The sequence below is a fragment of the Ideonella azotifigens genome (genome assembly GCF_021043325.1).
Lineage (GTDB): Bacteria > Pseudomonadota > Gammaproteobacteria > Burkholderiales > Burkholderiaceae_C > Ideonella > Ideonella azotifigens.
Genome location: NZ_JAJNKD010000005.1, coordinates 151,102 through 175,841, shown reverse-complemented (window position 1 = coordinate 175,841; position 24,740 = coordinate 151,102). Strand labels below are relative to the sequence as shown.

The 24,740-nt window shown below is 65.7% G+C and carries 23 protein-coding genes; 2 read left to right on the top strand and 21 right to left on the bottom strand.

Annotated elements, in window-relative coordinates; all coding sequences use genetic code 11:
• Positions 1 to 16: 16 nt before the first annotated feature.
• The 10 genes from phoB to LRH25_RS13390 all read right to left on the bottom strand — a co-directional run bounded on the left by phoB (position 17) and on the right by LRH25_RS13390 (position 10,591).
• Positions 17 to 724, bottom strand: a complete 708-nt coding sequence (phoB, locus tag LRH25_RS13435) for a phosphate regulon transcriptional regulator PhoB (protein WP_141284797.1) — start codon at positions 722 to 724, stop codon at positions 17 to 19.
• A 16-nt stretch (positions 725 to 740) separates the two neighbouring features.
• Positions 741 to 1,457, bottom strand: coding sequence for a phosphate signaling complex protein PhoU (gene phoU, locus LRH25_RS13430; protein WP_141284799.1), 717 nt, complete (start codon positions 1,455 to 1,457; stop codon positions 741 to 743).
• A 38-nt stretch (positions 1,458 to 1,495) separates the two neighbouring features.
• Entirely contained in the window at positions 1,496 to 2,281 is a 786-nt protein-coding gene (pstB, locus tag LRH25_RS13425) for a phosphate ABC transporter ATP-binding protein PstB (RefSeq protein ID WP_141284801.1), read from the bottom strand.
• 18 nt (positions 2,282 to 2,299) lie between these two features.
• Positions 2,300 to 3,166: a phosphate ABC transporter permease PstA gene (gene pstA / locus LRH25_RS13420; RefSeq protein ID WP_141284803.1), complete on the bottom strand. Its 867-nt coding sequence runs from the start codon at positions 3,164 to 3,166 to the stop codon at positions 2,300 to 2,302.
• On the bottom strand, positions 3,163 to 4,140 hold the full coding sequence (pstC, locus tag LRH25_RS13415; RefSeq protein ID WP_211361280.1) for a phosphate ABC transporter permease PstC: 978 nt from the start codon (positions 4,138 to 4,140) through the stop codon (positions 3,163 to 3,165). Before pstC ends, pstA begins: the two co-directional genes overlap by 4 nt.
• Before the next feature lie 128 nt (positions 4,141 to 4,268).
• Positions 4,269 to 5,303, bottom strand: coding sequence for a phosphate ABC transporter substrate-binding protein PstS (pstS, locus tag LRH25_RS13410; protein ID WP_141284807.1), 1,035 nt, complete (start codon positions 5,301 to 5,303; stop codon positions 4,269 to 4,271).
• A 189-nt stretch (positions 5,304 to 5,492) separates the two neighbouring features.
• Positions 5,493 to 6,836, bottom strand: a complete 1,344-nt coding sequence (gene glmM / locus LRH25_RS13405; RefSeq protein WP_141284809.1) for a phosphoglucosamine mutase — start codon at positions 6,834 to 6,836, stop codon at positions 5,493 to 5,495.
• Between the two features lie 66 nt (positions 6,837 to 6,902).
• Entirely contained in the window at positions 6,903 to 7,733 is an 831-nt protein-coding gene (gene folP / locus LRH25_RS13400) for a dihydropteroate synthase (protein ID WP_141284811.1), read from the bottom strand.
• Between the two features lie 89 nt (positions 7,734 to 7,822).
• Complete coding sequence (gene ftsH / locus LRH25_RS13395) at positions 7,823 to 9,727, bottom strand: ATP-dependent zinc metalloprotease FtsH (RefSeq protein WP_141284813.1); 1,905 nt, start codon at positions 9,725 to 9,727, stop codon at positions 7,823 to 7,825.
• A gap of 189 nt (positions 9,728 to 9,916) precedes the next feature.
• Complete coding sequence (locus tag LRH25_RS13390; RefSeq protein ID WP_141284815.1) at positions 9,917 to 10,591, bottom strand: RlmE family RNA methyltransferase; 675 nt, start codon at positions 10,589 to 10,591, stop codon at positions 9,917 to 9,919.
• A 20-nt stretch (positions 10,592 to 10,611) separates the two neighbouring features.
• Here LRH25_RS13390 and LRH25_RS13385 point away from each other — a divergent pair, with 20 nt between their 5' ends.
• Positions 10,612 to 11,091 carry a YhbY family RNA-binding protein gene (locus LRH25_RS13385; protein ID WP_141284817.1) on the top strand — a complete coding sequence of 160 codons (480 nt, stop codon included), beginning with the start codon at positions 10,612 to 10,614 and terminating at the stop codon, positions 11,089 to 11,091.
• A 19-nt stretch (positions 11,092 to 11,110) separates the two neighbouring features.
• Here the strand turns inward: LRH25_RS13385 and LRH25_RS13380 are convergent, their stop codons facing one another.
• The 7 genes from LRH25_RS13380 to LRH25_RS13350 form a co-directional block, all read right to left on the bottom strand.
• On the bottom strand, positions 11,111 to 11,575 hold the full coding sequence (locus tag LRH25_RS13380; protein WP_231011355.1) for a DUF4149 domain-containing protein: 465 nt from the start codon (positions 11,573 to 11,575) through the stop codon (positions 11,111 to 11,113).
• Positions 11,572 to 12,048, bottom strand: a complete 477-nt coding sequence (greA, locus tag LRH25_RS13375) for a transcription elongation factor GreA (RefSeq protein ID WP_141284819.1) — start codon at positions 12,046 to 12,048, stop codon at positions 11,572 to 11,574. Before greA ends, LRH25_RS13380 begins: the two co-directional genes overlap by 4 nt.
• A 156-nt stretch (positions 12,049 to 12,204) precedes the next feature.
• Entirely contained in the window at positions 12,205 to 15,462 is a 3,258-nt protein-coding gene (carB, locus tag LRH25_RS13370; RefSeq protein ID WP_141284821.1) for a carbamoyl-phosphate synthase large subunit, read from the bottom strand.
• A 36-nt stretch (positions 15,463 to 15,498) separates the two neighbouring features.
• Entirely contained in the window at positions 15,499 to 16,143 is a 645-nt protein-coding gene (leuE, locus tag LRH25_RS13365; protein WP_141284823.1) for a leucine efflux protein LeuE, read from the bottom strand.
• Between the two features lie 36 nt (positions 16,144 to 16,179).
• Complete coding sequence (gene carA, locus LRH25_RS13360) at positions 16,180 to 17,367, bottom strand: glutamine-hydrolyzing carbamoyl-phosphate synthase small subunit (protein WP_141284825.1); 1,188 nt, start codon at positions 17,365 to 17,367, stop codon at positions 16,180 to 16,182.
• A 387-nt stretch (positions 17,368 to 17,754) separates the two neighbouring features.
• The gene (locus LRH25_RS13355) at positions 17,755 to 19,200 is read right to left on the bottom strand and encodes a PA domain-containing protein (protein WP_231011354.1); all 1,446 of its coding nucleotides are present in this window, start codon (positions 19,198 to 19,200) and stop codon (positions 17,755 to 17,757) included.
• A complete protein-coding gene (locus LRH25_RS13350) occupies positions 19,193 to 19,618 on the bottom strand; it encodes a post-PEP-CTERM-1 domain-containing protein (RefSeq protein ID WP_141284828.1) in 426 nt (141 codons plus the stop codon). Before LRH25_RS13350 ends, LRH25_RS13355 begins: the two co-directional genes overlap by 8 nt.
• A gap of 249 nt (positions 19,619 to 19,867) precedes the next feature.
• Between LRH25_RS13350 and LRH25_RS13345 the strand changes: the two genes are divergently transcribed.
• Positions 19,868 to 20,566, top strand: a complete 699-nt coding sequence (locus LRH25_RS13345) for a Bax inhibitor-1/YccA family protein (protein ID WP_141284830.1) — start codon at positions 19,868 to 19,870, stop codon at positions 20,564 to 20,566.
• A gap of 42 nt (positions 20,567 to 20,608) precedes the next feature.
• On the opposite strand, the gene rlmD is transcribed toward LRH25_RS13345, so the two are convergent.
• The 4 genes from rlmD to surE all read right to left on the bottom strand — a co-directional run bounded on the left by rlmD (position 20,609) and on the right by surE (position 24,652).
• On the bottom strand, positions 20,609 to 22,021 hold the full coding sequence (rlmD, locus tag LRH25_RS13340; RefSeq protein WP_141284832.1) for a 23S rRNA (uracil(1939)-C(5))-methyltransferase RlmD: 1,413 nt from the start codon (positions 22,019 to 22,021) through the stop codon (positions 20,609 to 20,611).
• Positions 22,022 to 22,114: 93 nt separating this feature from the next.
• Entirely contained in the window at positions 22,115 to 23,020 is a 906-nt protein-coding gene (locus tag LRH25_RS13335; protein ID WP_375142170.1) for a peptidoglycan DD-metalloendopeptidase family protein, read from the bottom strand.
• Positions 23,021 to 23,045: 25 nt separating this feature from the next.
• Positions 23,046 to 23,873, bottom strand: coding sequence for a protein-L-isoaspartate(D-aspartate) O-methyltransferase (locus tag LRH25_RS13330; RefSeq protein WP_375140576.1), 828 nt, complete (start codon positions 23,871 to 23,873; stop codon positions 23,046 to 23,048).
• Positions 23,870 to 24,652, bottom strand: coding sequence for a 5'/3'-nucleotidase SurE (gene surE, locus LRH25_RS13325; RefSeq protein WP_141287691.1), 783 nt, complete (start codon positions 24,650 to 24,652; stop codon positions 23,870 to 23,872). The genes LRH25_RS13330 and surE overlap by 4 nt, the downstream gene beginning before the upstream one ends.
• Positions 24,653 to 24,740: the final 88 nt, after the last annotated feature.

Genomic DNA, 24,740 nt, shown 5'->3' with positions numbered 1-24,740 from the left:
TTCCCGAAAGGCGGGGTCAGGCCGAAGGCGCGGAGGCCATGACCTGTTGCGTCAACCGGTAGCCGGCGCCGCGCACAGTCTCGATCATCTGGGCGCACTGCGCCGGTTGCAGCGCCTCGCGCAGGCGCTTGACGTGCACGTCCACCGTGCGTTCCTCGATGAACACATGATCGCCCCAGACCCGGTCCAGCAGTTGGGCCCGGCTGTGCACCCGCTCCGGATGGGTGAGGAAGAAATGCAGCAGGCGGAACTCGGTGGGCCCCAGCTTCAGCTCCACGCCCAGGCGGGCAACGCGGCGGGTAGACGGGTCCAGCCGCAGGCCGCCGACTTCGACCGCAGCGTCCAGCGCCTCTGGCACGCGGCGACGCAGCACGGCGCGGATGCGGGCCAGCAGTTCCTGGGTCGAGAACGGCTTGGTCAGGTAGTCATCCGCCCCAGCGTCCAGGCCCGAAACCTTGTCGGATTCGTCTGCCCGCGCCGTCAGCATGATGATGGGCAGTTCCTTGGTGCGCGCGTCGGCACGCCAGCGGCGGGCCAGGGCCACGCCGGACTGTCCCGGCAGCATCCAGTCCAGCAGCACCAGGTCCGGCAGCACGGCGTCCACCGCAACCAGCGCCTGGTCGGCGTTTTCAGCCAGCGTGATCTCAAAACCCGCATGGCGCAGGTTGATGGCAATCAGCTCGGCAATCGCCGATTCGTCTTCAACCACCAGAATGGAGGGCATGTGGGTGTCCCGTGGGTCAGTTGCGGGTCAACGCGATGGTTTCCACCGCTTCAACCGTGTTGTGGCGCACGTCGGTGCCCTTGACGATGTAGATGATCTGCTCGGCCAGGTTCTTGGCATGGTCGCCCACGCGCTCGATGGCCTTGGCCACGAACACCAGGTCGATGCTGGCCGAGATGGTGCGCGGGTCTTCCATCATGTAGGTGATCAGCTTGCGCATCAGGCCGTCGAACTCCTGGTCGATCTGGCCGTCCTGCTTGATCACGTCCAGCGCCTGCACCGTGTCCAGGCGGGCAAACGCGTCCAGCGCCTTGCGCAGCGAGGCAGTGGCCAGGCTGGCTTCGAAGGACACGTCCTGCACCGGCAGGCGCAGACGGCTGAACACCCCCGTGTTGATCAGGCGCTGCACCGTGCGGGCGATGCGGGCGGCTTCGTCACCCACGCGCTCCAGGTTGCCGATGGTCTTGGAGATGGCGATCAGCAGGCGCAGGTCGCGTGCGGTCGGCTGGCGGCGGGCAATGATGGCCGACAGGTCGGCATCGATCTCGACTTCCAGCCGGTTCACGCGCTCTTCCAGCGCCAGCACCTGGGTGGCGGTTTCGGCGCTGTAGTTGGTCAGCGCGTAGATGGCTTGCGCCACCTGCGCCTCGACCAGCCCGCCCATTTCCAGCACGCGGGTGGAGACGGCGCTGAGCTCAGCGTCGAACTGGGTGGAGAGGTGTTTGTCACTCATGTTCTGTTCCCTTGGATGGCACCGCGACGCGGGGGCGGTCAGCCGAAGCGACCGGTGATGTAGTCCTCGGTGTCCTTCTTCTTCGGCTTCATGAAGAGGTCACGTGTCGGGCCGAATTCGATCAGGTCGCCCAGGTACATGTAGGCGGTGTAGTCCGAAACACGGGCAGCCTGCTGCATGTTGTGCGTGACGATGACCACGGTGTAGTCGCTCTTCAGCTCGGTGATCAGTTCCTCGACCTTGCCGGTAGAGATCGGGTCCAGTGCGGAGCAGGGTTCGTCCAGCAGCAGCACTTCCGGCTTGATCGCGATGCCGCGCGCAATGCACAGCCGCTGCTGCTGGCCGCCCGACAGGCCCGAGCCGCTCTGGCCCAGCTTGTCCTTGACCTCGGTCCACAGCGCGGACTTCTTCAGCGCCCATTCCACCCGCTCGTCCATCTCGACGCGCGACAGGTTCTCGAACAGCCGCACGCCAAACGCGATGTTGTCGTAGATCGACATCGGGAAGGGCGTGGGTTTCTGGAAGACCATGCCAACCTTGGCACGGATCAGCGACACATCCAGCTTGCTGTCCAGCACGTTCTCGCCGTCGACCAGGATCTGGCCTTCGGCGCGCTGCTCGGGGTAGAGCTCGAACATGCGGTTGAAGGTGCGCAGCAGCGTGGACTTGCCGCAACCCGACGGACCGATGAATGCCGTGGCCTTCTTCTCGGGAATGTCCAGGTTGATGCGCTTGAGCGCGTGGAAGCTGCCGTAGTAGAAGTTCAGGTCCCGCACCGTGATCTTGGCTTTCTCGGTCACGGGAAGTTCGACTTTTGCATCCATGATGGTGTTCGCCAGAAATCAGTGTTGTTTGCGGAAGAAGACCCGCGCGAGGATGTTCAGTGCCAGCACGCCCATCGTGATCAGGAACACGCCGGCCCAGGCCAGCTTCTGCCAGTTCTCGTAAGGGCTCATCGCGAACTTGAAGATCGTCACCGGCAGGCTGGCCATGGGCTTGCTCAGGTCGGACGACCAGAACTGGTTGGACAGCGCGGTGAACAGCAGCGGCGCGGTTTCCCCTGCAATGCGGGCCACGGCCAGCAGCACACCGGTGACGACGCCGGCACGGGCCGACTTCAGCGTGATCGAGAAGATCACCTTCCACTTCGGTGTGCCCAGCGCGTAGGCCGCTTCACGCAGCGCATGCGGCACCAGCGTCAGCATGTTCTCGGTGGTGCGGATGACCACCGGGATCACGATGAGCGACAGCGCGGCAACGCCTGCCCAGCCCGAATAGCTCTTGAACTGCACCACCACGACCCAGCCGACAAACAGCCCGATCACGATGGACGGTGCCGACAGCAGGATGTCGTTGATGAACTGGGTGATGCGGCCCAGCCAGGCCTTCTGGCCGTACTCGGCCAGGTAGATACCAGCAAGGATGCCGATCGGCGTGCCGACGCAGGTGGCCAAGGTCACCATCATCAGGGAACCATAGATGGCATTGGCCAGCCCCCCGCCCTCGTCCTGCGGCGGCGGTGTCATTTCGGTGAACACGGCCAGATTCAGACCACCAATGCCCAGCCGGAAGGTCTCGAACAGGATCCACAGTAGCCAGAACACGCCGAAGGCCATGGCCGCCAGCGACAGCGTCAGCGCCACCGTGTTGACGCGCTGGCGCCGCTTGTGCATGGCCAGGCGGCCAGCGTCCAGAGTCGCCAAGCTCATGTGCGGCTCCCTTCATTCTTCTTGAGGCGGGCCAGCAGCAGCTTGGAGCAGGCCAGCACCACGAACGTGATGAAAAACAGCACCAGGCCAAGGTAGATCAGCGAGGCCTGGTGCAGGCCCTCGCCGGCTTCGGCGAACTCATTGGCCAGCGCAGAGGTGATGCTGTTGGCCGGCTCGAACAGCGACAGCGAGTTCAGCTGGTTCGCATTGCCGATCAGGAAGGTGACCGCCATGGTCTCGCCCAGCGCACGGCCCAGGCCCAGCATGATGCCGCCGACCACCCCGGTCTTGGTGAACGGCAGCACGACCTTGAACATCACTTCCCAGGTCGTCGAGCCCAGTCCGTAGGCCGATTCTTTGAGCATCGGCGGCGTCACCTCGAACACGTCGCGCATCACCGAGGCAATGAACGGGATGATCATGATCGCCAGGATGATGCCGGCCGACAGCAGGCCGATGCCCACCGGCGGGCCGGAGAAAAACGCACCCAGCACGGGCACACCCTTGAACAGGTGCTGCAGCGGTTGCTGCACATAAGTGGCCAGCAGCGGGCTGAAGACCAGCAGGCCCCACATGCCGTAGACGATGGACGGCACAGCCGCCAGCAACTCGACCGCGATGCCCAGCGGCCGCTTCAACCAGTTCGGCGAGAGTTCTGTCAGGAACAGCGCGATGCCGAAGCTCACCGGCACGGCGATCAGCAGCGCGATGACCGAGGTCATCAGCGTGCCGTAAATCATCACCAGGCCGCCGTAGTGGTCCCCAACGGGGTCCCATTCGGTGCGCCAGAGGAACGAGAACCCGTATTCACGGATGGCAGGCATCGCGCCCACCACAAGAGAAATCAGGATGCCCAGCAGCAGGGCCAGCGTCAGCCAGGCAGCCGAATGGGCGGCCAGTGAAAACAGCCGATCGGCCCAGGGCGCGCGCATGCGCCGCGAACCGGGACGGCCCGCAGGAGAGGTTCGGACCATCTCGATGTCGGAAGGCAGTGAGTGTGCAGGCATCGTAGCAGTCACTTTGGAGGCTCCAGTGGCACGGCGCACAGGCGGGGCGGAGGCGGCCACCGGCCGCCGCGCCCTGCTGTGCGCTCAGTGCAGGATCACTTGTAGGCGATGGCCTTGCCGGAACCGTCCTTGATCTCGGCCCACTGCTTGTGGATCAAGGCCTTGAGCGAGTCGGGCAGCGCAACGTATTCCAGCTCCATCGCCGGCTTGTCGCCATTGCTGTAGGCCCAGTCGAAGAACTTCAGCGCGGCAGCAGCCTGGGCCGGCTTGTCCTGCACCTTGTGCATCAGGATGAAGGTGGCGCCAGTGATGGGCCAGCTGTCCTTGCCGGCCTGCTCGGTCAGCACTTGGTAGAAGCTCTTGGACCAGTCGGCACCCGCGGCGGCGGCCTTGAAGTTCAGGTCATCCGGGCCGACGAACTGGCCGTCCTTGTTCTTCAGCATCACGAACGCCATCTTGTTCTGCTTGGCATAGGCGTATTCGACGTAGCCGATGGAGTTCGGCAGGCGCTGCACGTAGGACGACACGCCCTCGTTGCCCTTGCCGCCGGCGCCGGTCGGCCAGTTGACGGCAGTGCCTTCGCCAACCTTGGCCTTCCAATCGGCATTCACCTTGGACAGGTAGTTCGTGAAGATGAAGCTGGTGCCCGAGCCGTCAGCGCGGCGGACCACGGCGATCTCGGCGTCCGGCAGCGCCACACCGGCGTTCAGCGCGGCGATGGCAGCGTCGTTCCACTTGGTGACCTTGCCCAGGTAGATGTCGCCCAGCACCTGGCCCGTCAGCTTCAGTTGGCCCGGGGCGATGCCCTTGATGTTGACCACCGGCACGACGCCGCCGATCACGGTGGGGAACTGGACCATGCCGTCAGCGGAGAGTTCTTCGTCCTTCAGCGGCGCGTCGGAGGCACCGAAGTCCACCGTCTTGGCCTTGATCTGCTTGATGCCGGCACCCGAACCCACCGATTGGTAGTTGATGTGCGCGCCGCTGGCCTTGCTGTAGAGGTCCGCCCACTTGGCGTACACCGGAGCGGGGAACGAGGCGCCTGCGCCGGTCACGTCTTGCGCAAAGGCGGTGGAGGCAAATGCCAGCGCAGCGCTGGCCAGCGAGAAACGAACGAAAGTGGAAACCATGGAACAGACCCTTCGTCAGTGGGGAATCGGGGCGCAATGCCCCGCGATGCCTGCACTGTAGAAACGGTCTGTGACACCGCTGTGACATTCATGACAATGATCCGGCGACGCCACGAAGCCGTCACCAGACCGTCATGAAACGCCTACTTCCTGGAGAAAACCTCGACAAAACAACGGCTTGCCAGCGTCTCAGGCGGCTTGAACCGCCGCTGCGGCGAGTTGCTCTGCGGTCTGGCGAGCCTGGTGCGGGTCGCGTGCCTCCACCATCACGCGCAGCACCGGCTCGGTGCCGGAAGCACGGATCAGCACCCGCCCGCTGCGACCCAGCGCCTTTTCAGCGGCTTCGGTTGCGTCTGCCAGCACGCGGTTGGCGCGCCAGTCGCTGCCGTCGGCCAGCCGCACATTGATCATGGTCTGCGGGAACAGCTGAACCGGGGCAACCAATTCGGCCAGGCTGCGTCCACTGCGCTGCACCGCCTGCAGCACTTGCAGCGCACTGACGATGCCGTCACCGGTGCTGTGGCAGTCCAGCACCAGCAGGTGGCCCGAGCTTTCACCACCCAGCAGCCAGCCGCGCCGGCCCAGTTCTTCCAGCACGTAACGGTCACCCACCTTGGCGCGCACCAGCTCGATGCCGCTTTCGGCCAGCGCCAGCTCGACCGCCATGTTGGTCATCAGCGTACCAACCACCCCCGGCACCGCTTCGCCCAGCGCCTGCCGGTCCTGGGCAAGCAGGAACAGCAGTTCGTCGCCGTTGAACAGCCGCCCTGCCCCATCCACCAGTTGCAGCCGGTCGGCGTCACCGTCCAGCGCCACGCCATAGTCGGCGCCATGTTGCTGCACCGCGGCGACCAGCGCTGCCGGCGCGGTAGCGCCAACGTTGGCGTTGATGTTGATGCCGTTGGGCGACACGCCGATGCTGATCACCTCGGCGCCAAGTTCGTGAAACACGGCTGGCGCGACCTGGTACGCGGCACCGTGCGCTGCGTCAACGACGATCTTCAGGCCCTTGAGCGTCAGCTCGCCGCTGACCGTGCTCTTGCAGAACTCGACGTAACGGCCTTGCGCGTCGCTCAACCGGCGGGCGCGCCCCAGGTGCGCCGAGTCGGCCCAGGCCGGCGGCTGCGCCAGTGCCTGTTCAACCGCCTCTTCCCACGCATCGGGCAGCTTCTCGCCGCGGGCCGAGAAGAACTTGATGCCGTTGTCGGGAAAGGCGTTGTGCGAAGCGCTGATGACCACCCCGAGGTCCAGGCGCAGCGCCCGCGTCAGGTAAGCGACACCGGGGGTCGGCAACGGCCCGGTGAGCAGCACGTTGACGCCGGCCGAGACAAAACCCGCCTCCAGCGCAGACTCCATCATGTAGCCGGAAATGCGCGTGTCCTTGCCGATCAACACCGTCGGCTGGCGGCCCGGGCTGGCGGCGGCCAGCACCTGCCCAACGGCATGGCCCAGGCGCAGCGAAAAGTCCGCGGTGATCGGATAGGTGCCCACGGTACCGCGAATGCCGTCGGTGCCAAAAAACTGTCGTGCCATGGAGGTGTTCCCGCGCCGTGAAAGCAGCGTCTTGATGGAGATGAGAAGAAAAAAATTAGCGCCGCTTCACGCAACCAGACCGGCAGCCTGCCAGACCTTCACTGCATCGACCGTGGCTGCCACGTCGTGCACCCGCAGCACACGTGCACCGTGTGCTGCGGCAGCGAGCGCCGCGGCCACGCTGGCGACCATGCGCTCGCCAACCGGCCGGCCGGTCAGCTGGCCGAGTGTGCCTTTGCGTGACCAGCCGGCCAGCAGGGGAAAGCCCAGGTCCAGGAGCTGGGCCTGGCCGCGCAGCAAGGCCCAGTTGTGCTCGGCCGTCTTGCCGAAGCCGTAACCCGGGTCGAGCACGATGCGCGCGTCGGCCACACCCACCTCGCGCAGCACCTGCACGCGCTCAGCGAGAAACGCCCGCACGTCGGCCAGCACATCGTCGTAGTGCGGCTGCAACTGCATGGTGCCGGGCTGGCCCTGCATGTGCATCACGCAGATGCCGGCCTGCGGCGCCTGGGCCACGCAGGCCAGCGCGCCTGGCCAGGTCAGCGAGCGGATATCGTTGATGATGTCGGCCCCCGCGGCCAGCACCTCGGCGATGACCTCGGGCCGGCTGGTGTCGACCGACACCGGCACGCCCAGCGTCACCGCATGGCGCACCACCGGCAGCACCCGAGCCAGCTCATCCTGCCAACTCGGCATGACGGAACCGGGTCGGGTCGACTCTCCGCCAATGTCCAGAATGTCCGCCCCCTCGGCCAGCAGCAACTCGCAGTGGGCCATCGCCTGCTCGGGCGCAGCATGGTGGCCGCCGTCGGAAAACGAGTCCGGGGTGACGTTGACGATGCCCATCACCTGCGGACGCTGCAGGTCGATCAGGAAGCGGGTGGTTTGCCAGGGCATGGGCGATGAACTCCGGTCCGGAAACGCACAACGGGGCATGAAGCCCCGTTGAAGGTCTGGCGCACAAGTCATGCGCCGTGCGATGAAGCTCAGGCGGCTGCAGGCGCGCTGTCAGGATTGACTGGCGGCGTCGGGCCGGTGCCGGTCTTGCTGGCCGAAGGCGTCCAGTCCTTGGGCGGACGCGGCGGCTTGCCACCCATGATGTCGGCAATCTGATCACCGTCGATGGTCTCCCATTCGAGCAGCGCCTTGGCCATCGCATGCATCTTGTCGGCGTTGTCCTCGATCAGCCTGCGCGCAATGTTGTATTGCTCATCGATGATGCGGCGAACTTCGGCATCCACCTTGCGCATGGTTTCCTCGGACATGTTGGTCGTCTTCGTGACCGAACGACCGAGGAACACCTCGCCTTCGTTTTCCGAGTACACGATGGGGCCCAGCGCGTCGGTCATGCCGTAGCGCATCACCATGTCCTTGGCCGTTTGCGTGGCGCGTTCGAAGTCGCTGCTGGCACCGGTCGTCATCTGGTCCATGAAGACTTCTTCAGCAATGCGGCCACCAAACAGCATCGAGATGCGGCTCAGCATGCGGACCTTGTCGACGCTGTAGCGGTCCTTCTCGGGCAGCGAAATCGTCACGCCCAGGGCACCCCCACGCGGAATGATGGTGACCTTGTGGACCGGGTCCAGCTTCGGCAGCAACTGCGCAATGATGGCGTGACCGGCCTCGTGGTAGGCGGTGTTCCTGCGCTCTTCCTCGTCCATGACCATGGACTTGCGCTCCGGGCCCATCATGATCTTGTCCTTGGCCTTCTCGAAGTCGACCATCTCGACCACGCGACCATTGCGGCGCGCGGCGAACAAGGCGGCTTCGTTGACCAGGTTGGCCAGGTCGGCACCCGAGAAGCCAGGCGTGCCACGGGCCAGGATGTCGGCGCGGATGTCTTGTCCGACCGGCACCTTGCGCATGTGCACGTTCAGGATCTGTTCGCGGCCACGCACGTCCGGCAGGGTCACGTAGACCTGGCGGTCGAAACGGCCCGGACGCAGCAGCGCGGGGTCCAGGATGTCCGGCCGGTTGGTGGCGGCCATCACGATCACGCCCAGGTTGGTCTCGAAGCCGTCCATCTCGACCAGCATCTGGTTCAGCGTCTGCTCGCGTTCGTCGTTGCCGCCGCCCAGGCCGGCACCACGGTGGCGGCCAACGGCGTCGATTTCGTCGACGAAGATGATGCAGGGCGCGCTCTTCTTGGCCTGCTCGAACATGTCGCGCACGCGGGCGGCACCGACACCGACGAACATTTCAACGAAGTCGGAACCCGAGATCGAGAAGAACGGCACCTTGGCTTCACCGGCAATCGCCTTGGCCAGCAAGGTCTTGCCGGTGCCCGGAGGGCCGACCAGCAACACGCCACGCGGAATGCGACCGCCCAGCTTCTGGAACTTCTGCGGATCCTTCAGGAAGTCGACCAGTTCCTTGACCTCTTCCTTGGCTTCATCGCAGCCTGCGACATCGGCAAAGGTGGTCGAGTTGTTGGCTTCATCCAGCATGCGGGCCTTGGACTTGCCGAAGCTGAATGCTCCGCCCTTGCCACCGCCTTGCATCTGCCGCATGAAATACACCCAGACGCCGATCAACAGCAGCATCGGGCCCCAGGAGAGCAGCAGGCTGGTCAACAGCGACGGCTCCTCACGTGGGCGCACTTCAAACTTCACGCCGTTGTTGATCAGGTCGCCGGTCAGGCCCCGATCCAGCAGCGTGCCGGTGGTGCGGATCTTCGTCCCATCGGTCGTGACAGCCTCGATCTCGACGCTGCCCGGGCCTTCCTGGATCTTCACGTTCGTGACGTGCTTGTTGCGCACCTGCTCCAGGAACTCGGAGTAGCCCACCTGACTGCCCTGCACCGACGCACGGTCGAATTGCTTGAACACGGTGAAAAGCACCAAGGCGATCACCAGCCAAACGGCGATCTTCGAAATCCACTGATTGTTCACCGCGGCTCCTTCATATGATCCATCGCTCGCTACCGGCCGGAAAATGCCGGCACGGCTGCTTAACCGCATATAGGGTCGATTCTAAGGCAGTCAATAGGCCACTTTGGCCGCGTGTCTGCGGGAGGAAAACCGGCTTAATCCGGCCACCAGCCGGCCTGTCGCTTGCCCAATGGCCTTGCGCCATGCGGCTCATCGGGTTTTCAGACCCATGCCGACCAGAAAGGTTTCCGACGACTTGTCGCGCGAAGCCTTGGGTTTGACGGGTTTCACGACCCGGAAGGTGTCACGAAAGAGCTGGACCAGCGGGTCGTGCGCCGCGCCGTGGAAGACCTTGGCGACCAGCGCGCCGTCGCGCTTGAGGTGCCTGGCGGCGAAATCCACTGCCAGCTCGACCAGGTTTTCGATCCGCGCCGCGTCCGTGCTGGCAATGCCCGACAGGTTGGGCGCCATGTCCGAGACCACCAGGTCCACCGGCCGGCCGGCCAGCGCCGCTTCCAGTTGCTGCAACACGGCGTCGTCGCCGAAATCGCCCTGGATGAAGGTCACGCCGTCGATCGGCTCGAAATCCAGCATGTCCAGCGCGATGATGGTGCCGTCGAGCTCACCGCTGGCAGCGCCCCCCACGCCAGCCACCTTGGGGGCAAAGCGCCGCCGCAGGTACTGGCTCCAGGCGCCGGGGCAGGCACCCAGGTCAACCACCACCTGGCCGGGGCGGATCAGCTGGAAAGTCTCGTCGATTTCCTTCAGTTTGTAGGCTGCGCGCGCCCGGTAGCCGTCTTTTTTGGCCAGGCGCACATAGGTGTCGTTGACATGGTCATGCAGCCACGCCTTGTTGACCTTTTTGCTTTTGGTCTGGGTTTTCATGTTGAGGGGATAATACGGCGATGCCTGCGATTCAATTGACACCCGCTGCCCGAAAGGAAAAGCGGGGCGAAGCCCACCACCTCGACCCGGTCGTGATGATCGGCGGCGAGGGTTTGACCCCTGCCATCGTGAAGGAAGCCGATGTGGCCTTGAAGGCCCACGGCCTGATCAAGGTCCGCGTTTTCTCGGACGACCGCGTAGCCCGCGAAGCCATGCTGGCCCAGCTGGCCGACGAACTCTCGGCCGCGCCGATTCAGCACATCGGCAAGCTGCTGGTGCTGTGGCGCCCAATGCCCGAAAAAACCGCGCCCGTCGTGGAAGACCGCAAGCCGGGCTCACGCGTGGTCAAGCTGGTCACCTTCTCCAAGAACGGCAGCGGCCGGCCGACGGTGAAGAAGGTGCAGGTGCACGGCAATGAACGGGTGACGGCGGGCGGCATGGTCAAGCGCCAGAAGAACCGCGTCACCAGCGTCAAGAAGCGCGCACAAAGCCAGGACTGAACCTGGCGGCAGGCGGTCATCAGCCCGCCTTGGCCAGCCTGCTGCCGCCTGCACGCCAGGCCAGGGCCAGCACCAGCAGCATCTTCACCCCGAAGAGCCCAAAGCTGAGGCCATGCAGCTGGCCAAAACTGAGCGGCCCCAGCCCTGAGCGGGCGGGCGCCATCATCGGCTGCAGCACGTAGTAGCCAATCACCGTGCAGGCCACGGCGCCCAGCACCAAACCCATGTTGACGCTGAAACCCGAGCCTGTGCCTCGCTCGGCCCGTTCGGCCGCGGCGGCCCGCTCCAGCAACAGCAACAACACCGCCAGCACCAGGCTGGTGGGCGCTTCGCGCGCGAACATGAAACCCACTACCTTGCCGGCTTCGGCGGGCGTGGGCAGTGTGGCAAACGGTGCCGGCGTGGCCACGAACGCCAGGCAGGCCAACCCGCCCAGCCAAACACCGGGCAAGGCGCAGCGCAGGCGCTCACGCCAGCCATTCACCGGTAACGCACCCCGACGATTTCGTAGTGGCGCAGGCCACCGGGCGCAACCACTTCGGCCACGTCGCCGGATTCCTTGCCGATCAAGGCCCGCGCGATCGGCGAGCTGATCGAGATCAGGCCCAGCTTCAGGTCCGCCTCGTCGTCTCCGACGATCTGGTAGGTGACCTTGGCGCCGGAATCTTCGTCTTCCAGGTCCACGGTGGTGCCAAAGACGATGCGGCCGCCTGCGTCCAGAGAACTCGGGTCGATGACCTGTGCTGCGGCCAGCTTGCTCTCCAGTTCCAGGATGCGGCCTTCGATGAAGCCTTGCTTGTCCTTGGCCGCGTCGTACTCGGCGTTTTCCGACAGGTCACCCTGGGCACGTGCCTCGGCAATCGCCTGGATCACCGCATGGCGTTCCACGGTCTTGAGTTGGTGCAGCTCTTCTTTGAGTTTTTCTGCACCGCGCTTGGTGAGGGGAATCGTGGCCATCGCGGCCCTCCTTGGCAGACAAAACGAATCCGCCGCCAAGACGCCAGGACGGCGCGAGGGCGGCGGATGCGGATAACGGGATTTTAGAGCACAACCCGCGGCCGATCAGGCCAGTGAAACACCCGAGCCTTCGACAAGGCTCGGGCCGCCGGCCGCTCAGCTGTTCAGCGCCAGATGCAATTCCTGCAGCGACAGCACCTGCAGGTCGTCCTGGTGCTTGAGCGCCTCGACAGCGGCTTCGCAGCCGGCCATGGTGGTGTAGTACGTCACCCGGTTGGCCAGGGCTGCGGTGCGGATGTAGCGGCTGTCGGCAATCGCGGTACGGGTTTCGTCCACGGTGGTGAACACCAGCTGGATCTCGCCGCCCTTGATCATGTCGGCAATGTGCGGCCGGCCGTCCTTGACCTTGTTGACCACGGTGACCGGCACGCCGGCGGCGGCAATCGCAGCTGCCGTGCCCTTGGTCGCCACGACCTTGTAGCCCAGGTCGACCAGGTCGCCGGCAATCTTCACGGCGCGGTCCTTGTCGTTGTTCTTGACCGTGATGACCACCGTGCCCTGCGAGGGCAGGCGCGAGCCTGCGCCCAGCTGGCTCTTCAGCATCGCTTCGCCGAAGCTGTAGGCCACGCCCATCACCTCGCCGGTCGAACGCATTTCCGGGCCGAGGATCGGGTCCACGCCGGGGAACTTGTTGAACGGGAAGACGGCCTCCTTGACGCTGAAGTACGGCGGAATCACTTCGTGCGGCGGCTTGCCGCCCATGCCCTTCTGATCCACCAGCTTCTGGCCGGCCATGCAGCGCGCGGCAATCTTGGCCAGTTGCTGGCCGGTGGCCTTGGAGACAAACGGCACGGTGCGCGAAGCCCGCGGGTTGACTTCCAGCACGTAGATCACGGCTTCATCGCCCTCGCCCTGGATGGCGAACTGCACGTTCATCAGACCGATGACCTTCAACGCCTTGGCCATCTCGGCCGTCTGGCGGCGCAGCTCGTCCTGCAGCTTGGGGCTCAGCGAGTACGGCGGCAGCGAACAGGCCGAGTCACCGGAGTGCACGCCTGCCTGCTCGATGTGCTCCATGATGCCGCCGATCATCACGTCGACGCCGTCGCTGATGCAGTCGACATCGACCTCGATCGCGTCGTCCAGGAAACGGTCCAGCAGCACCGGCGACTTTTCCGAGACCCGCACCGCTTCGCGCATGTAGCGCTCCAGGTCCTTGTCGCCGTGCACGATTTCCATCGCCCGGCCGCCCAGCACATAGCTCGGGCGCACCACCAGCGGGTAGCCGATTTCCTGCGCCAGGCGCAGCGCCGCCTCTTCGGTGCGCGCGGTGCGGTTCGGCGGCTGCTTCAGGCCCAGCGCGTGCAGCAGTTGCTGGAAGCGCTCGCGGTCCTCGGCCACGTCGATGGAATCCGGGCTGGTGCCGATGATGGGCACACCAGCGCGCTCCAGGTCCAGCGCCAGCTTCAGCGGGGTCTGGCCACCGTATTGCACGATCACGCCAACCGGCTTCTCCTTGGCCACGATCTCCAGCACGTCTTCCAGCGTCACCGGCTCGAAGTACAGGCGGTCCGAGGTGTCGTAGTCGGTCGACACGGTCTCGGGGTTGCAGTTGACCATGATGGTCTCGTAGCCGTCTTCGCGCATCGCCAGTGCCGCATGCACGCAGCAGTAGTCGAACTCGATGCCCTGGCCGATCCGGTTCGGGCCGCCGCCCAGCACCATGATCTTCTTGTTGTTCGTCGGCTCAGCCTCGCACTCCTCGTCGTAGGTCGAGTAAAGGTAGGCGGTCTGCGTGGCGAACTCGGCGGCGCAGGTGTCCACGCGCTTGAACACCGGGCGCACATTGGCTTTCCAGCGCGCAGCGCGCACCAGGTGCTGGTTGGTGCCCAGCAGCTTGGCCAGGCGCTTGTCCGAGAAGCCCTTGCGCTTGAGGTACACCAATTCGTCGCGCGACAGGCCGTCCAGCGTGCGGCCGGCCAGCTGGCCTTCGGTCGTCACCAACTGCTCGATCTGGGCCAGGAACCACGGGTCGATGGCCGTCTCGGCGAAGACTTCGTCCAGCGACATGCCGATGCGGAAAGCGTCACCGACGAACAGGATGCGCTCCGGGCCGGGCTCGCCGATTTCCTGGATGATTTCCTCGCGGTCGGTCGAACGCTCGGTCAGGCCGTCAATGCCGGTTTCCAGGCCGCGCAGCGCCTTCTGGAAGCTCTCCTGGAAGGTGCGGCCCATGGCCATCACCTCGCCGACCGACTTCATCTGCGTGGTCAGGCGCGAATCGGCAGCCGGGAACTTCTCGAACGCGAAGCGCGGGATCTTGGTGACGACGTAGTCGATGGACGGCTCGAACGAGGCCGGCGTGGCGCCGCCGGTGATGTCGTTCTTCAGCTCGTCCAGCGTGTAGCCCACGGCCAGCTTGGCGGCGACCTTGGCGATCGGGAAGCCGGTGGCCTTGGAGGCCAGCGCCGACGAACGCGACACGCGCGGGTTCATCTCGATGACGACCATGCGGCCGTCCTTCGGGTTGATCGAGAACTGCACGTTGGAGCCGCCGGTGTCCACGCCGATCTCGCGCAGGATCGCGATCGAGGCGTTGCGCAGCAGCTGGTATTCCTTGTCTGTCAGCGTCTGCGACGGAGCCACGGTGATGGAGTCGCCGGTGTGCACGCCCATCGGGTCCAGGTTCTCGATCGAGCAGACGATGATGCAGTTGTCCGCCTTGTCGCGGACCACTTCCATCTCGTACTCTTTCCAGCCGATCAGCGATTCCTCGATCAGCAACTCGTTGGTCGGCGACAGGTCCAGGCCGCGCTTGCAGATTTCTTCGAACTCTTCCGGGTTGTAGGCGATGCCGCCGCCGGTGCCGCCCAGCGTGAAACTGGGGCGGATGACCATCGGGAAACCCGAGCCGCCAATGTCGGCCTGGATGCTCTTCTGCACGCCCCAAGCTTCTTCCAGCGTGTGCGCGATGCCGGACTTGGCAGAGCCCAGCCCGATCTTGGTCATCGCGTCCTTGAACTTCAGGCGGTCCTCGGCCTTCTCGATCGCTTGCTCATTGGCACCGATCATCTCCACCTTGTACTTGGCCAGCACGCCATGCTTGTGCAGGTCCAGCGCGCAGTTCAGCGCCGTCTGGCCGCCCATGGTCGGCAGCACCGCATCCGGCCGCTCCTTGGCGATGATCTTCTCGACCACCTGCCAGGTGATGGGCTCGATGTAGGTGACATCGGCCGTGGCCGGGTCGGTCATGATGGTCGCCGGATTGCTGTTGACCAGGATGACCTTGTAGCCTTCCTCGCGCAGCGCCTTGCAGGCCTGGGCGCCGGAATAGTCGAACTCGCAGGCCTGGCCGATGATGATCGGGCCGGCGCCGATGATGAGGATGCTTTTGAGGTCGGAACGCTTGGGCATGGTCTTTTCTTGAGATCTGGCTGGACTGGCTGTGGGTCAGCCCAGGCTGGCGGTGGCGAGCTTGGCGCCAAAGCCGAGGAACAGGGCACCAACGCCCGACGAAGCCAGGCTGGCGGCACGGCGCCGCTTCGCAAAGGCTGCAGCCAGGCGTGCGCCGGAGAAGATCAGCACGGTCAGATACAGCGCGCTGAAGGCCTGGGCGATGCTGCCCAGCACCAGGAAGCTCAGCGCGGGCCAGGGGTAGGTCGGGTCGACAAACTGGATGAAGAAGGACACGAAGAACAGGATGGCCTTGGGGTTCAGCAGGCTGATGAACAGCGCCTTGCGAAACGGCTGGCTCAGCTCGGCGTCAGACGCTTGCGCCGCGGCAAGCTCGCCACGCCAGCGCCGCACGGCGCCACGCAGCAGCTGGATGCCGACCCAGCCCAGGTAGACCGCGCCGACCATCTTCACGGCGAAGAACAGCGCCGGCACGGTGCGCAGCAGCGAGGCAGCGCCAAGGGCCGCCAGGGTCATCAGCACGGCGTCACCCACGAACACACCGCAGGCCGCGGCATAGCCGTGGCGCACGCCGCGCCGCGCGGCCACCGAGAGCACGAAGATGGAGTTCGGCCCCGGCAGCAGCACGATGGCCATCGTGCCCAGCACATAGGTCCAGATGTCGGTGACGCCCAGCAGCATGGTCTGTTCTTCCCTTGTCGCGCCTTCAGCCCATCTTCAACGCTTGCGCTCGGCCATCAGGCCGGTGAAGCGATCGAACAGGTACGCAATGTCGTGCGGGCCTGGCGAGGCTTCCGGGTGGCCCTGGAAGCAGAAAGCCGGCTGGTCGGTCCAGGCCAGGCCTTGCAGCGTGCCGTCGAACAGGCTGATGTGCGTGGGGCGCAGGTTGGCCGGCAGCGTCTTCTCGTCGACCGCGAAGCCGTGGTTCTGGCTGGTGATGGACACCCGGCCAGTGTCCAGGTCCTTGACCGGATGGTTCGCGCCGTGGTGGCCGAACTTCATCTTGTAGGTGCCAGCACCTGCGGCAAGCGCCATGATCTGGTGGCCCAGGCAGATGCCGAAGGTCGGGATGCCGCTGGCGATCAGGTCCTTGGCGGCAGCAATCGCGTAGTCGCAGGGCTGCGGGTCGCCCGGGCCGTTGGACAGGAAGATGCCGTCGGGCTGGTGCTTCAGCACCTCGGCCGCGGTCGTCTTCGCCGGCACCACGGTGACGCGGCAGCCGCGTTCGGCCAGCATGCGCAGGATGTTGAACTTGACGCCGAAGTCATAGGCCACGACATGGAACTTCGCGTCGCCCAAGGTACCGTAACCCGGCGTGCCGGCACCGTCGCCGCCTTCGGGGCGTGCCAGGCGCCACTCGGTCTGGGTCCACTCGTAGGGCTCGGTCTTGCTGACGACTTGCGCCAGGTCCAGGCCAGCCATGCTGGGCGCCGCCTGCGCACGGGCCACAGCATCGGCCTTGTCGGCTTCGGTCACCTGATGGCCCGCCGGGAAGGTGCTGATGCAGCCGTTCTGGGCACCGGTGGTGCGCAGCACCCGGGTCAGCCGGCGCGTGTCCAGGTCGGCAATCGCCACCGTGCCCTGGTCTTTCAGGTACGCGTCCAGCGACTGCGACTGGCGGAAGTTGGAGACTCGGACTGGCAGGTCCTTGATGATCAGGCCAGCGGCATGGACTTGAGACGCCTCGACGTCCTCGACGTTGACACCGTAGTTGCCGATGTGCGGATACGTCAGCGTGACGATCTGCCGGCAGTAGCTCGGGTCAGTGAGGATTTCCTGGTAGCCGGTCAGCGCGGTGTTGAACACCACTTCGCCAACCGTGTGACCGGGCGCGCCGATCGAGGTGCCGGAAAAGACCGTGCCGTCTGCGAGTGCAAGGATTGCGGGGGGCAGGACGGGCAGCAAGGGGGAACTCCGGTGTTCGCGCGCCCAGCCCGTGGGCCCTGGCCAAGGTTCAGGCCGGCGCAAGCAGCGCAGCGAAAACGGTTTGGAAGGGCTCGGCAAGGAAAAGGGAAACGAGGTTTCGCTGGGCGGCTTTGTTTTGGGGTAAACCCGTCGATCATAACCCATCGTCCGCGATCAGGCGATCCCGACCCTGGCGCCAACCCAAGTGTTCGTGCGTCATGTGCCGCGCTTGGCGGACCTTCCGGCGCCTTCTGCGCCCACGCCGCCACAGCAATGGAAACAGCCCGCCAGGCAAGCCTGGCGGGCTGTTGGGAGCGGCGGCCGAAACCACCAGTTCGAGGTGGCCCGAGGTTCAGCCGGTTGACGGCCCAACCTCGGCGCCATGGCTTACCAGCCGATGTCCTTCAGCAGTTCCAGCGTCAGGTCCTTCGGTGCCGAGACCTTGAAGGTCGGCAGGTCGGCGTTGATGGCCGGTTCCATCAGCAGGTTGCGCGTGGCCAGCGTGTCCCAGTGCGAGACCGACGAGCCCGACTGGTACGGGTTCGGCGTGTAAAGCATCACCCGGCCAGCGGCGTCAGCACCCGCGTAGAAGGCCTTGTCCACGCCCAGCACGGCGCGCACGGCGTGCTTGGCCGGGTCGGTGGGCGTCAGCACGGTCTTCAGCTTGATGCCGTCGTCCAGCGTGATGCGCACCGACGGAATGGTCACCGTGGCATCTGCACCGCCCAGGCCAGCCGGCGGGCCGCCTGCCGTGTTGTCGGCCACGATCACGGCCAACGCGCCAGCGTCCTGCGCATTCTTCACCTTGATGGTGAACGAGCAGGTTCCGCGGTCCACCAGGGCCACGTTGCCGGCGACCAGCGCGGCGTTCTCGGCGCTCAGCGGATTGCAGGCCAGGCCCGTCACGCCGTCGGCCTGGTCGATCACGCGGGCAATAGTGCCCTTGATGGCCGACGAGCTCAGGGCTGGGCCGAACGAAGCCGGGCCGACCTGGTAGGCGCCCGCGATGGCAGGGAACTTGTCCGACTTGACGGTCAGGATGGGCGTGCCCTTGCTCAGGACGGAGGGCATGTCGGTCGTGACGTTGGCACCGGTCCACACCAGGCCACGCGGGTTGATGGCGGACTTTGCGCGCTCGGCGTCCGTCATGTCGAACCAGGTCTTGCCGGCGGTGTTGTCGAACATCATCCGTTCCCACTGCGAGGGGAAGGCGACGCCGGTCTCGTCCGCAATGCGGGCACCGGTGGAACCGCTGGTCAGCGCCTGGAAGCCCAGGCCGTGGCCCACTTCGTGGGTCAGCACGACGGCGAAGTCGATCTGGCCGGTTGGCGCGTTGCCGTCCAGCCCCAGGTAGAAACTCTGGCCAGCCAGGCAGTTGGCCGCGCCCAGGTTGACGTTGAAGCGCGAGATGATTTCCGGCTCGGTGCCTTCGTCCAGGTCGCTGCCCGCCAGGGTGTTGGCCAGCGCGGCGGAATACCAGGTGCCCGCCGCCGGCGCATTCGGGAAATCACGCCAGACGCTGACAGCACCAGCCGAACCCAGCACGGCCGAGGTCGAGGTGCAACTCAGCGCTTCCCAGGTCGCCTGGATCTTGATCGCCGGGCCCTCGGGCAGAACCTTGCCCCAGGTCTTGGCCACCTTCTTGTAGACGTTCATGCGCTGCTCGCCGATCGTCGTGCCTTCGTTGCCACCCACCGGCGTTGCCGGCGTGGTGTCGTTGAAGCCGACACCGGCCGGGTCAGCGTTGATGATCTTGATGGTGGCGGCAGATGCGCCGACCGTGGCAACGGTCGCGGCCAGGGCCAGCAGGGTTTGCTTGAACAACTTATTCACTTTCCGCCTCCGACGACTTCAGGCTCTGTGCAACCGGGCGAGCTTGCAGCGAGGCAGCCTCATCGCCTTCCACGCAGTCCATCACCAGCTTGCCATCGGCGCCGACAGCGGCACGCGAGTACGACAGGTGCTCTTCGCCCAGGCGCAGGCCCTTGGCGCCCACGGTGCGCGAGGCAATCGCCTGCGGCTTGGCCACCGAGCGCTGCACGCTCACGGAGGCTTGGTCCAGGGCCTTGCTTTCAGCGGCCGTGACCGGCCGCAGCTGCTTGGTCACCGGATCGATGCTGACGCGCATGCCGTCCATCGGGGCTTGAGAAGCCGAGGTGTCGAGGTCGCCTTGGGCCGATGCGCCCACCGCGACCGCCATCAGGGAAGCGCCGATGAGCGCCCTGATCGACAGGGTAAAACTAGCTGACATTCAAACAACTCCGAATAGGGAAGGAAGTAGTGAAAGACCAGTCTAGGTGGCCGATTTGTCTTCATCAATTGGTAACGTTTGCCTTTACGCCGTTCAATCTAGGGGGATTCGCAGGCCAGCCTGGCGCATGCCCCGTTTCGGCCCGCGGCCTGGGCCACGGAACTAGAATGGGTCGCAAAACGTCCTAGCCTGGGGCATGCGGCAAGAAGCTGCAGCCCGCTGTTTTCTGTTTCCCCTTGGAGGGTCCTCATGAACGAAAGCCTGCAAACCTACAACGGCGCGAGCATCGGCGCCGACGGGCTGGCCACCCAGCGCCAGCGCGTGCTACGCAACACCTACTGGCTGCTGGCGCTCTCTATGCTGCCGACGGTGCTGGGTGCGTGGATCGGCGTGGCCACCGGCATCGCCTCGATGATGACGCCCGGGGTGAGCCTGATTGTCTTCATGGTTGGCGCCTTCGGCTTCATGTTCGCAATCGAGAAGACCAAGGAATCGGGCGTCGGCGTGGCCGTGCTGCTGGCCTTCACCTTCTTCATGGGCCTGATGCTGTCGCGCCTGCTGTCTGTGATCCTCGGCTTCTCGAACGGCACTTCGCTGATCATGACCGCCTTCGGCGGCACCGCACTGGTGTTCTTCGGCATGGCCTCGCTTGCCACGGTGATCAAGCGCGACCTGTCGGGCATGGGCAAGTTCCTGTACATCGGCGCGCTGGTGATCCTGGTCGCCGGCCTGATCAACTTCTTCGTGCAGTCCAGCGCCGCGATGCTGACGATGTCGGTGCTGTGCATCGGCCTGTTCTCGGCCTTCATGGTCTACGACATCAAGCGCGTGATCGACGGCGGCCAGACCAACTACATCAGCGCCACGCTGGAGCTCTATCTGGACATCTACAACGTGTTCCAGAGCCTGCTGGCGATTCTTGGCATCTTTGGCGGCGACCGCGATTGAGACGGGCTGCTGCCTGAAAAAAGGGCGCTTCGGCGCCCTTTTTCATTCCATTTCTGAAAGCGATTCAGATACCTCAACCTGGGGCAGCTCCCTGGGCGGCGGTACCTCGCCTCGCTCGAACACCGCCATGCTTTCCACGTGCGCCGTATGCGGGAACATGTTCACCGCGCCGGCCGACACGCAGCGGTAGCCCGCCACATGCACCAGCAGGCCGGCGTCGCGCGCCAGCGTCGCCGGGTTGCAACTGACATAGACGATGCGCTCGGGCCCGGTCCAGCCGTCGCGCGGGTTCTGGCGCAGGTCGGCCAGCGCCTTGATCAGCGCAAACGCACCTTCGCGCGGCGGGTCCACCAGCCACTTGTCGGCCGAGCCGAAGGCGACCAGGTCATCGGGCGTGATCTCGAACAGGTTGCGCGCTTCGAAGCTTGTGCGCTCGCTCAAGCCGTTGTGCTTGGCGTTCTGGCGTGAGCGCTCCACCAGCGTCTCGCTGCCCTCCACGCCCAGCACCTCGCGCGCCATCGTCGCAATGGGCAGCGTGAAGTTGCCCAGGCCGCAGAACCAGTCGATCACGCGTTCGCCTTTGCCGGCTTGCAGCAGCCGCAGCGCGCGGCCGACCAGCACGGTGTTGATCTCGTGGTTGACCTGGGTGAAATCGGTCGGCTTGAACGGCATGTGCACGCCGAATTCCGGCAACCGGTAGCCCAGTACCGGCCCGCCATCGTCCAGCAGGTGCACCGTGTCGGGCCCCTTGGGCTGCAGCCACCATTGCACCTGGTGCACGGTCGCGAAGTCGCGCAGCTTTTGCGCGTCGCCAGTAGAAAGCGGCTCCAGGTGGCGCAGCACCAGCGCGGTAATGCCGTCGCCAATCGCCAGCTCGATCTGCGGCAGCCTGTCGCGCTGCTGCATGCTGGCAATCAGCTCGCGCAGGGGCATCAGCATGTTGCTGACATGGCGCGGCAGCACCTCGCACTGCTTCATGTCGGCCACGTAGCGGGACTTGCGCTCATGGAAGCCGACCAGCACGGTGCCTTTCTTTGCCACGTAGCGCACCGACAGCCGAGCCCGGAAGCGGTAACCCCAGGCAGGGCCTTCGATCGGCCGCAGCAGGCGCTCGGCCTTGACCTTGCCGAGGTGCGCGAGGTTGTCTTCCAGCACACGCTGCTTGATCGCGACCTGGCTCGAAGCATGAAGGTGCTGCATCTTGCAGCCGCCGCAGGCGCCCGCATGCAGGCCGAAGTGCGGGCAGCCCGGGCGCACGCGCTGCGCGCTCTCGCGGCGCATCGCAACCATGGTCGCCTGCTCCCACTGGTTCTTGCGCCGGCCCACCTCGACCAGCACTTCCTCACCCGGCAAGGCGCCGTCGATGAACACCACCTTGCCTTCGCTGTTGCGGGCCACGCCCTGGGCTTCCATGTCGAGCGACTCGACCTTCAGCCATTCATCCTTCTGTGTCATGGGGCGGCATTATCCGGGCGGAGAAAGAGGACAGCCGCCCTGAGGCGGCTGTGGGTCATGACGAGGCGGCACTTTGTCGCCGCCAGGCTCAACTCATCTTGGAGGCAATAATTTGGCAGGATCGATCGGTTTGCCCTGGCGGCGGATCTCGAAGTGCAGTTGCACCCGGTCCGCATCAGAGTTGCCCATCTCGGCAATCTTCTGGCCCTTGCGCACCGCCTGGTCTTCCTTGACCAGCAGCGTCTGGTTGTGCGCGTAGGCGGTCAGGTAGGTCGCGTTGTGCTTGACGATGATCAGGTTGCCATAGCCGCGCAGGCCGGAGCCGGCGTAGACCACGCGGCCATCGGCCGCGGCCAGCACCGGGTCGCCCGCCTTGCCGCCAATCGCCAGGCCCTTGCTCTTGGTGTCGTCAAAACCGGTGATCACACTGCCGGCTGCGGGCCAGGCCCACTGCACGTCGTCGTCGCCAGCGGCGGCTGCAGCCGCGGCCGCCGAACCGCTGGCGGTCGGCGGCGTGGCCATGCCCGCACCCGAGGCAGGCACGATGGCGCCGGATGCCGCACCCGAGGCAGGCGCCGAAGCCGGCTTGCCGTCCAGCGGCCGGGTCTCGACCTTGGCGGCCGCCACCGGCTTGGTCGCGGCAGCACCGGGCTCCTGGCCTGGTGGCACAACGCGCAGCACCTGGCCCACCTCGATCACGTTCGGGTTGTCCATGCTGTTCCAGCGCGCCAGGTCACGCCAGGCCTGGCCGGTTTCCAGCGCGATGCGCATCAGCGTGTCGCCAGGCTTCACGATGTAGGTACCGGGCTTGGCCTCGGCCGGCGGCACGACGCTGCCGCTCTTGGACGGATCTGCGGCGGCACTGGCGCTGTAGGCAGCGGAGCCCCGACCCGCACCACGATCTTCGACCGGCGCCTGATTCTTGGTGGTGGTGCACGCCGCAAGCGTGGTGACGGCCACCAATGCAAGCCACGTGGACCAACGGCAGCCACGGAACATGGTCATGGCGATTCTTTTCCCTGAGTCAACTGATGCCGGATTTTAAGGGGACGAACTGGACCGCCTCGCCCAAGGTCCGGCGAAAGCCTTGAGGGGTCCGATCCACCACCACCAGCACCTGCCCGCGGCCATCGGCCGCGCGCGCCGGTGCGATCAACCTGCCCCCCACCGCCAGCTGCTGCAGCCAGGCCTGCGGCAGGTCCTCGCCACCGGCCGCCGCGACAATGCTGTCGTAGGGCGCCCGCAGCGGATGACCCAGCATGCCGTCGCCGTACAGCAACTCGCAGCGCGGCGTCTGCAAGCCGGCCAGTTGGCGCACCGCCACGTCATGCAGCGCGCGCAGGCGTTCGATCGACACCACCTGCTGCGCCACTTCGGCCAGCAGCGCGGTCTGGTAGCCGCAACCGGTGCCGATCTCCAGCACGCGCCCGAGGTGACCATGCCCGCGCGCCGACTCGCCCAGGAACAGCCACTCCAGCATGCGCGCAACCACCGAAGGTTTGGAGATGGTTTGCCCCAGGCCGATGGGCAGGCTGGTGTCTTCATAAGCCTGCGCCGCCAGCGCCGAATCGACAAAGCGGTGCCGGGGCACGCGAAGCATGGCTTGCAGCACCGGCTCGCTGCGCACGCCCTCGCCACGCAGCCGCTGCACCATGCGTTCGCGCACCGCCGGGTTGTCCAGCCCCAGGCCGGAAGGGGTGCTGAGCAAGCGCGCATCACGGGCCGCTTCGTGCAGCAGGCGCTGTGGCCGCAGCAGTTCGGGCCTGGCTTTGGCGGCGGCAGGCTTGGCCTGGTGCAAGGACGCAGGAAATCTGGCGCTCGGTCGGTCGGTCGGATCCTTCGGCTTGTTCACAGCCGGCCGATCCGGCTCAGCTGCGCCTGCCAGCCGGGCAGCGCGGCATGGTCGGTCAGGTCGACCTGCAGCGGCGTGATCGAGACCTGGCCGTTGGCCACCGCGTGGAAATCGGTGCCGGGGCCGGCTTCGCGCGCATCGCCGGCCGGGCCTATCCAGTAGATCGGCTCGCCGCGCGGATTGGTCTGGTGGATCACCGGCGAGCTGGCATGGCGCCGGCCCAGGCGGGTCGTGACCCAGGGCAGCTGATCGGCGTCGGGCCGGTTCGGGATGTTGACGTTCAGCAGCCACGGCACGGCCAGCGGCTCGCCTGGCTTGATCAGCGGCAGCACCGACTCGATCACCGCGCGCGCCACGCGGGCTGCGGCGTCGAGGTGGGTCCAGCCCTTCTCGGCCTGCGAAAACGCAATGGCCGGCACGCCGAACAGGTAGCCCTCCATCGCCGCCGCAACGGTGCCGGAGTACAGCGTGTCGTCGCCCATGTTGGCACCCTGGTTGATGCCGGAAACGACCAGGTCGGGCCGGTGCGGCAGCAGCCCTGTCAGCGCGACGTGCACGCTGTCCGACGGCGTGCCATTGACATAGCGAAAACCCGCCTGCTGCGTGCCCACCGCCTCGTAGACAGACAGCGGCCGGTTCAGGCTCAATGCGTTGGAAGTGCCACTGGCATTCTGCTCGGGCGCGATCACGTCGATCTCGCCGAGCCCACGGCAGGCTTCGGCCAGCGCGGCGAGGCCGGGCGCGAGGTAACCATCGTCATTGGCAATCAGGATTCGCATGCGGCGCATTGTAGGCAGCGCGTCACCTGCGAGACGCTGGGGTCGCACCCTGCTGACTATGATCGTTCGAGGATTGCACGGCAGGCGG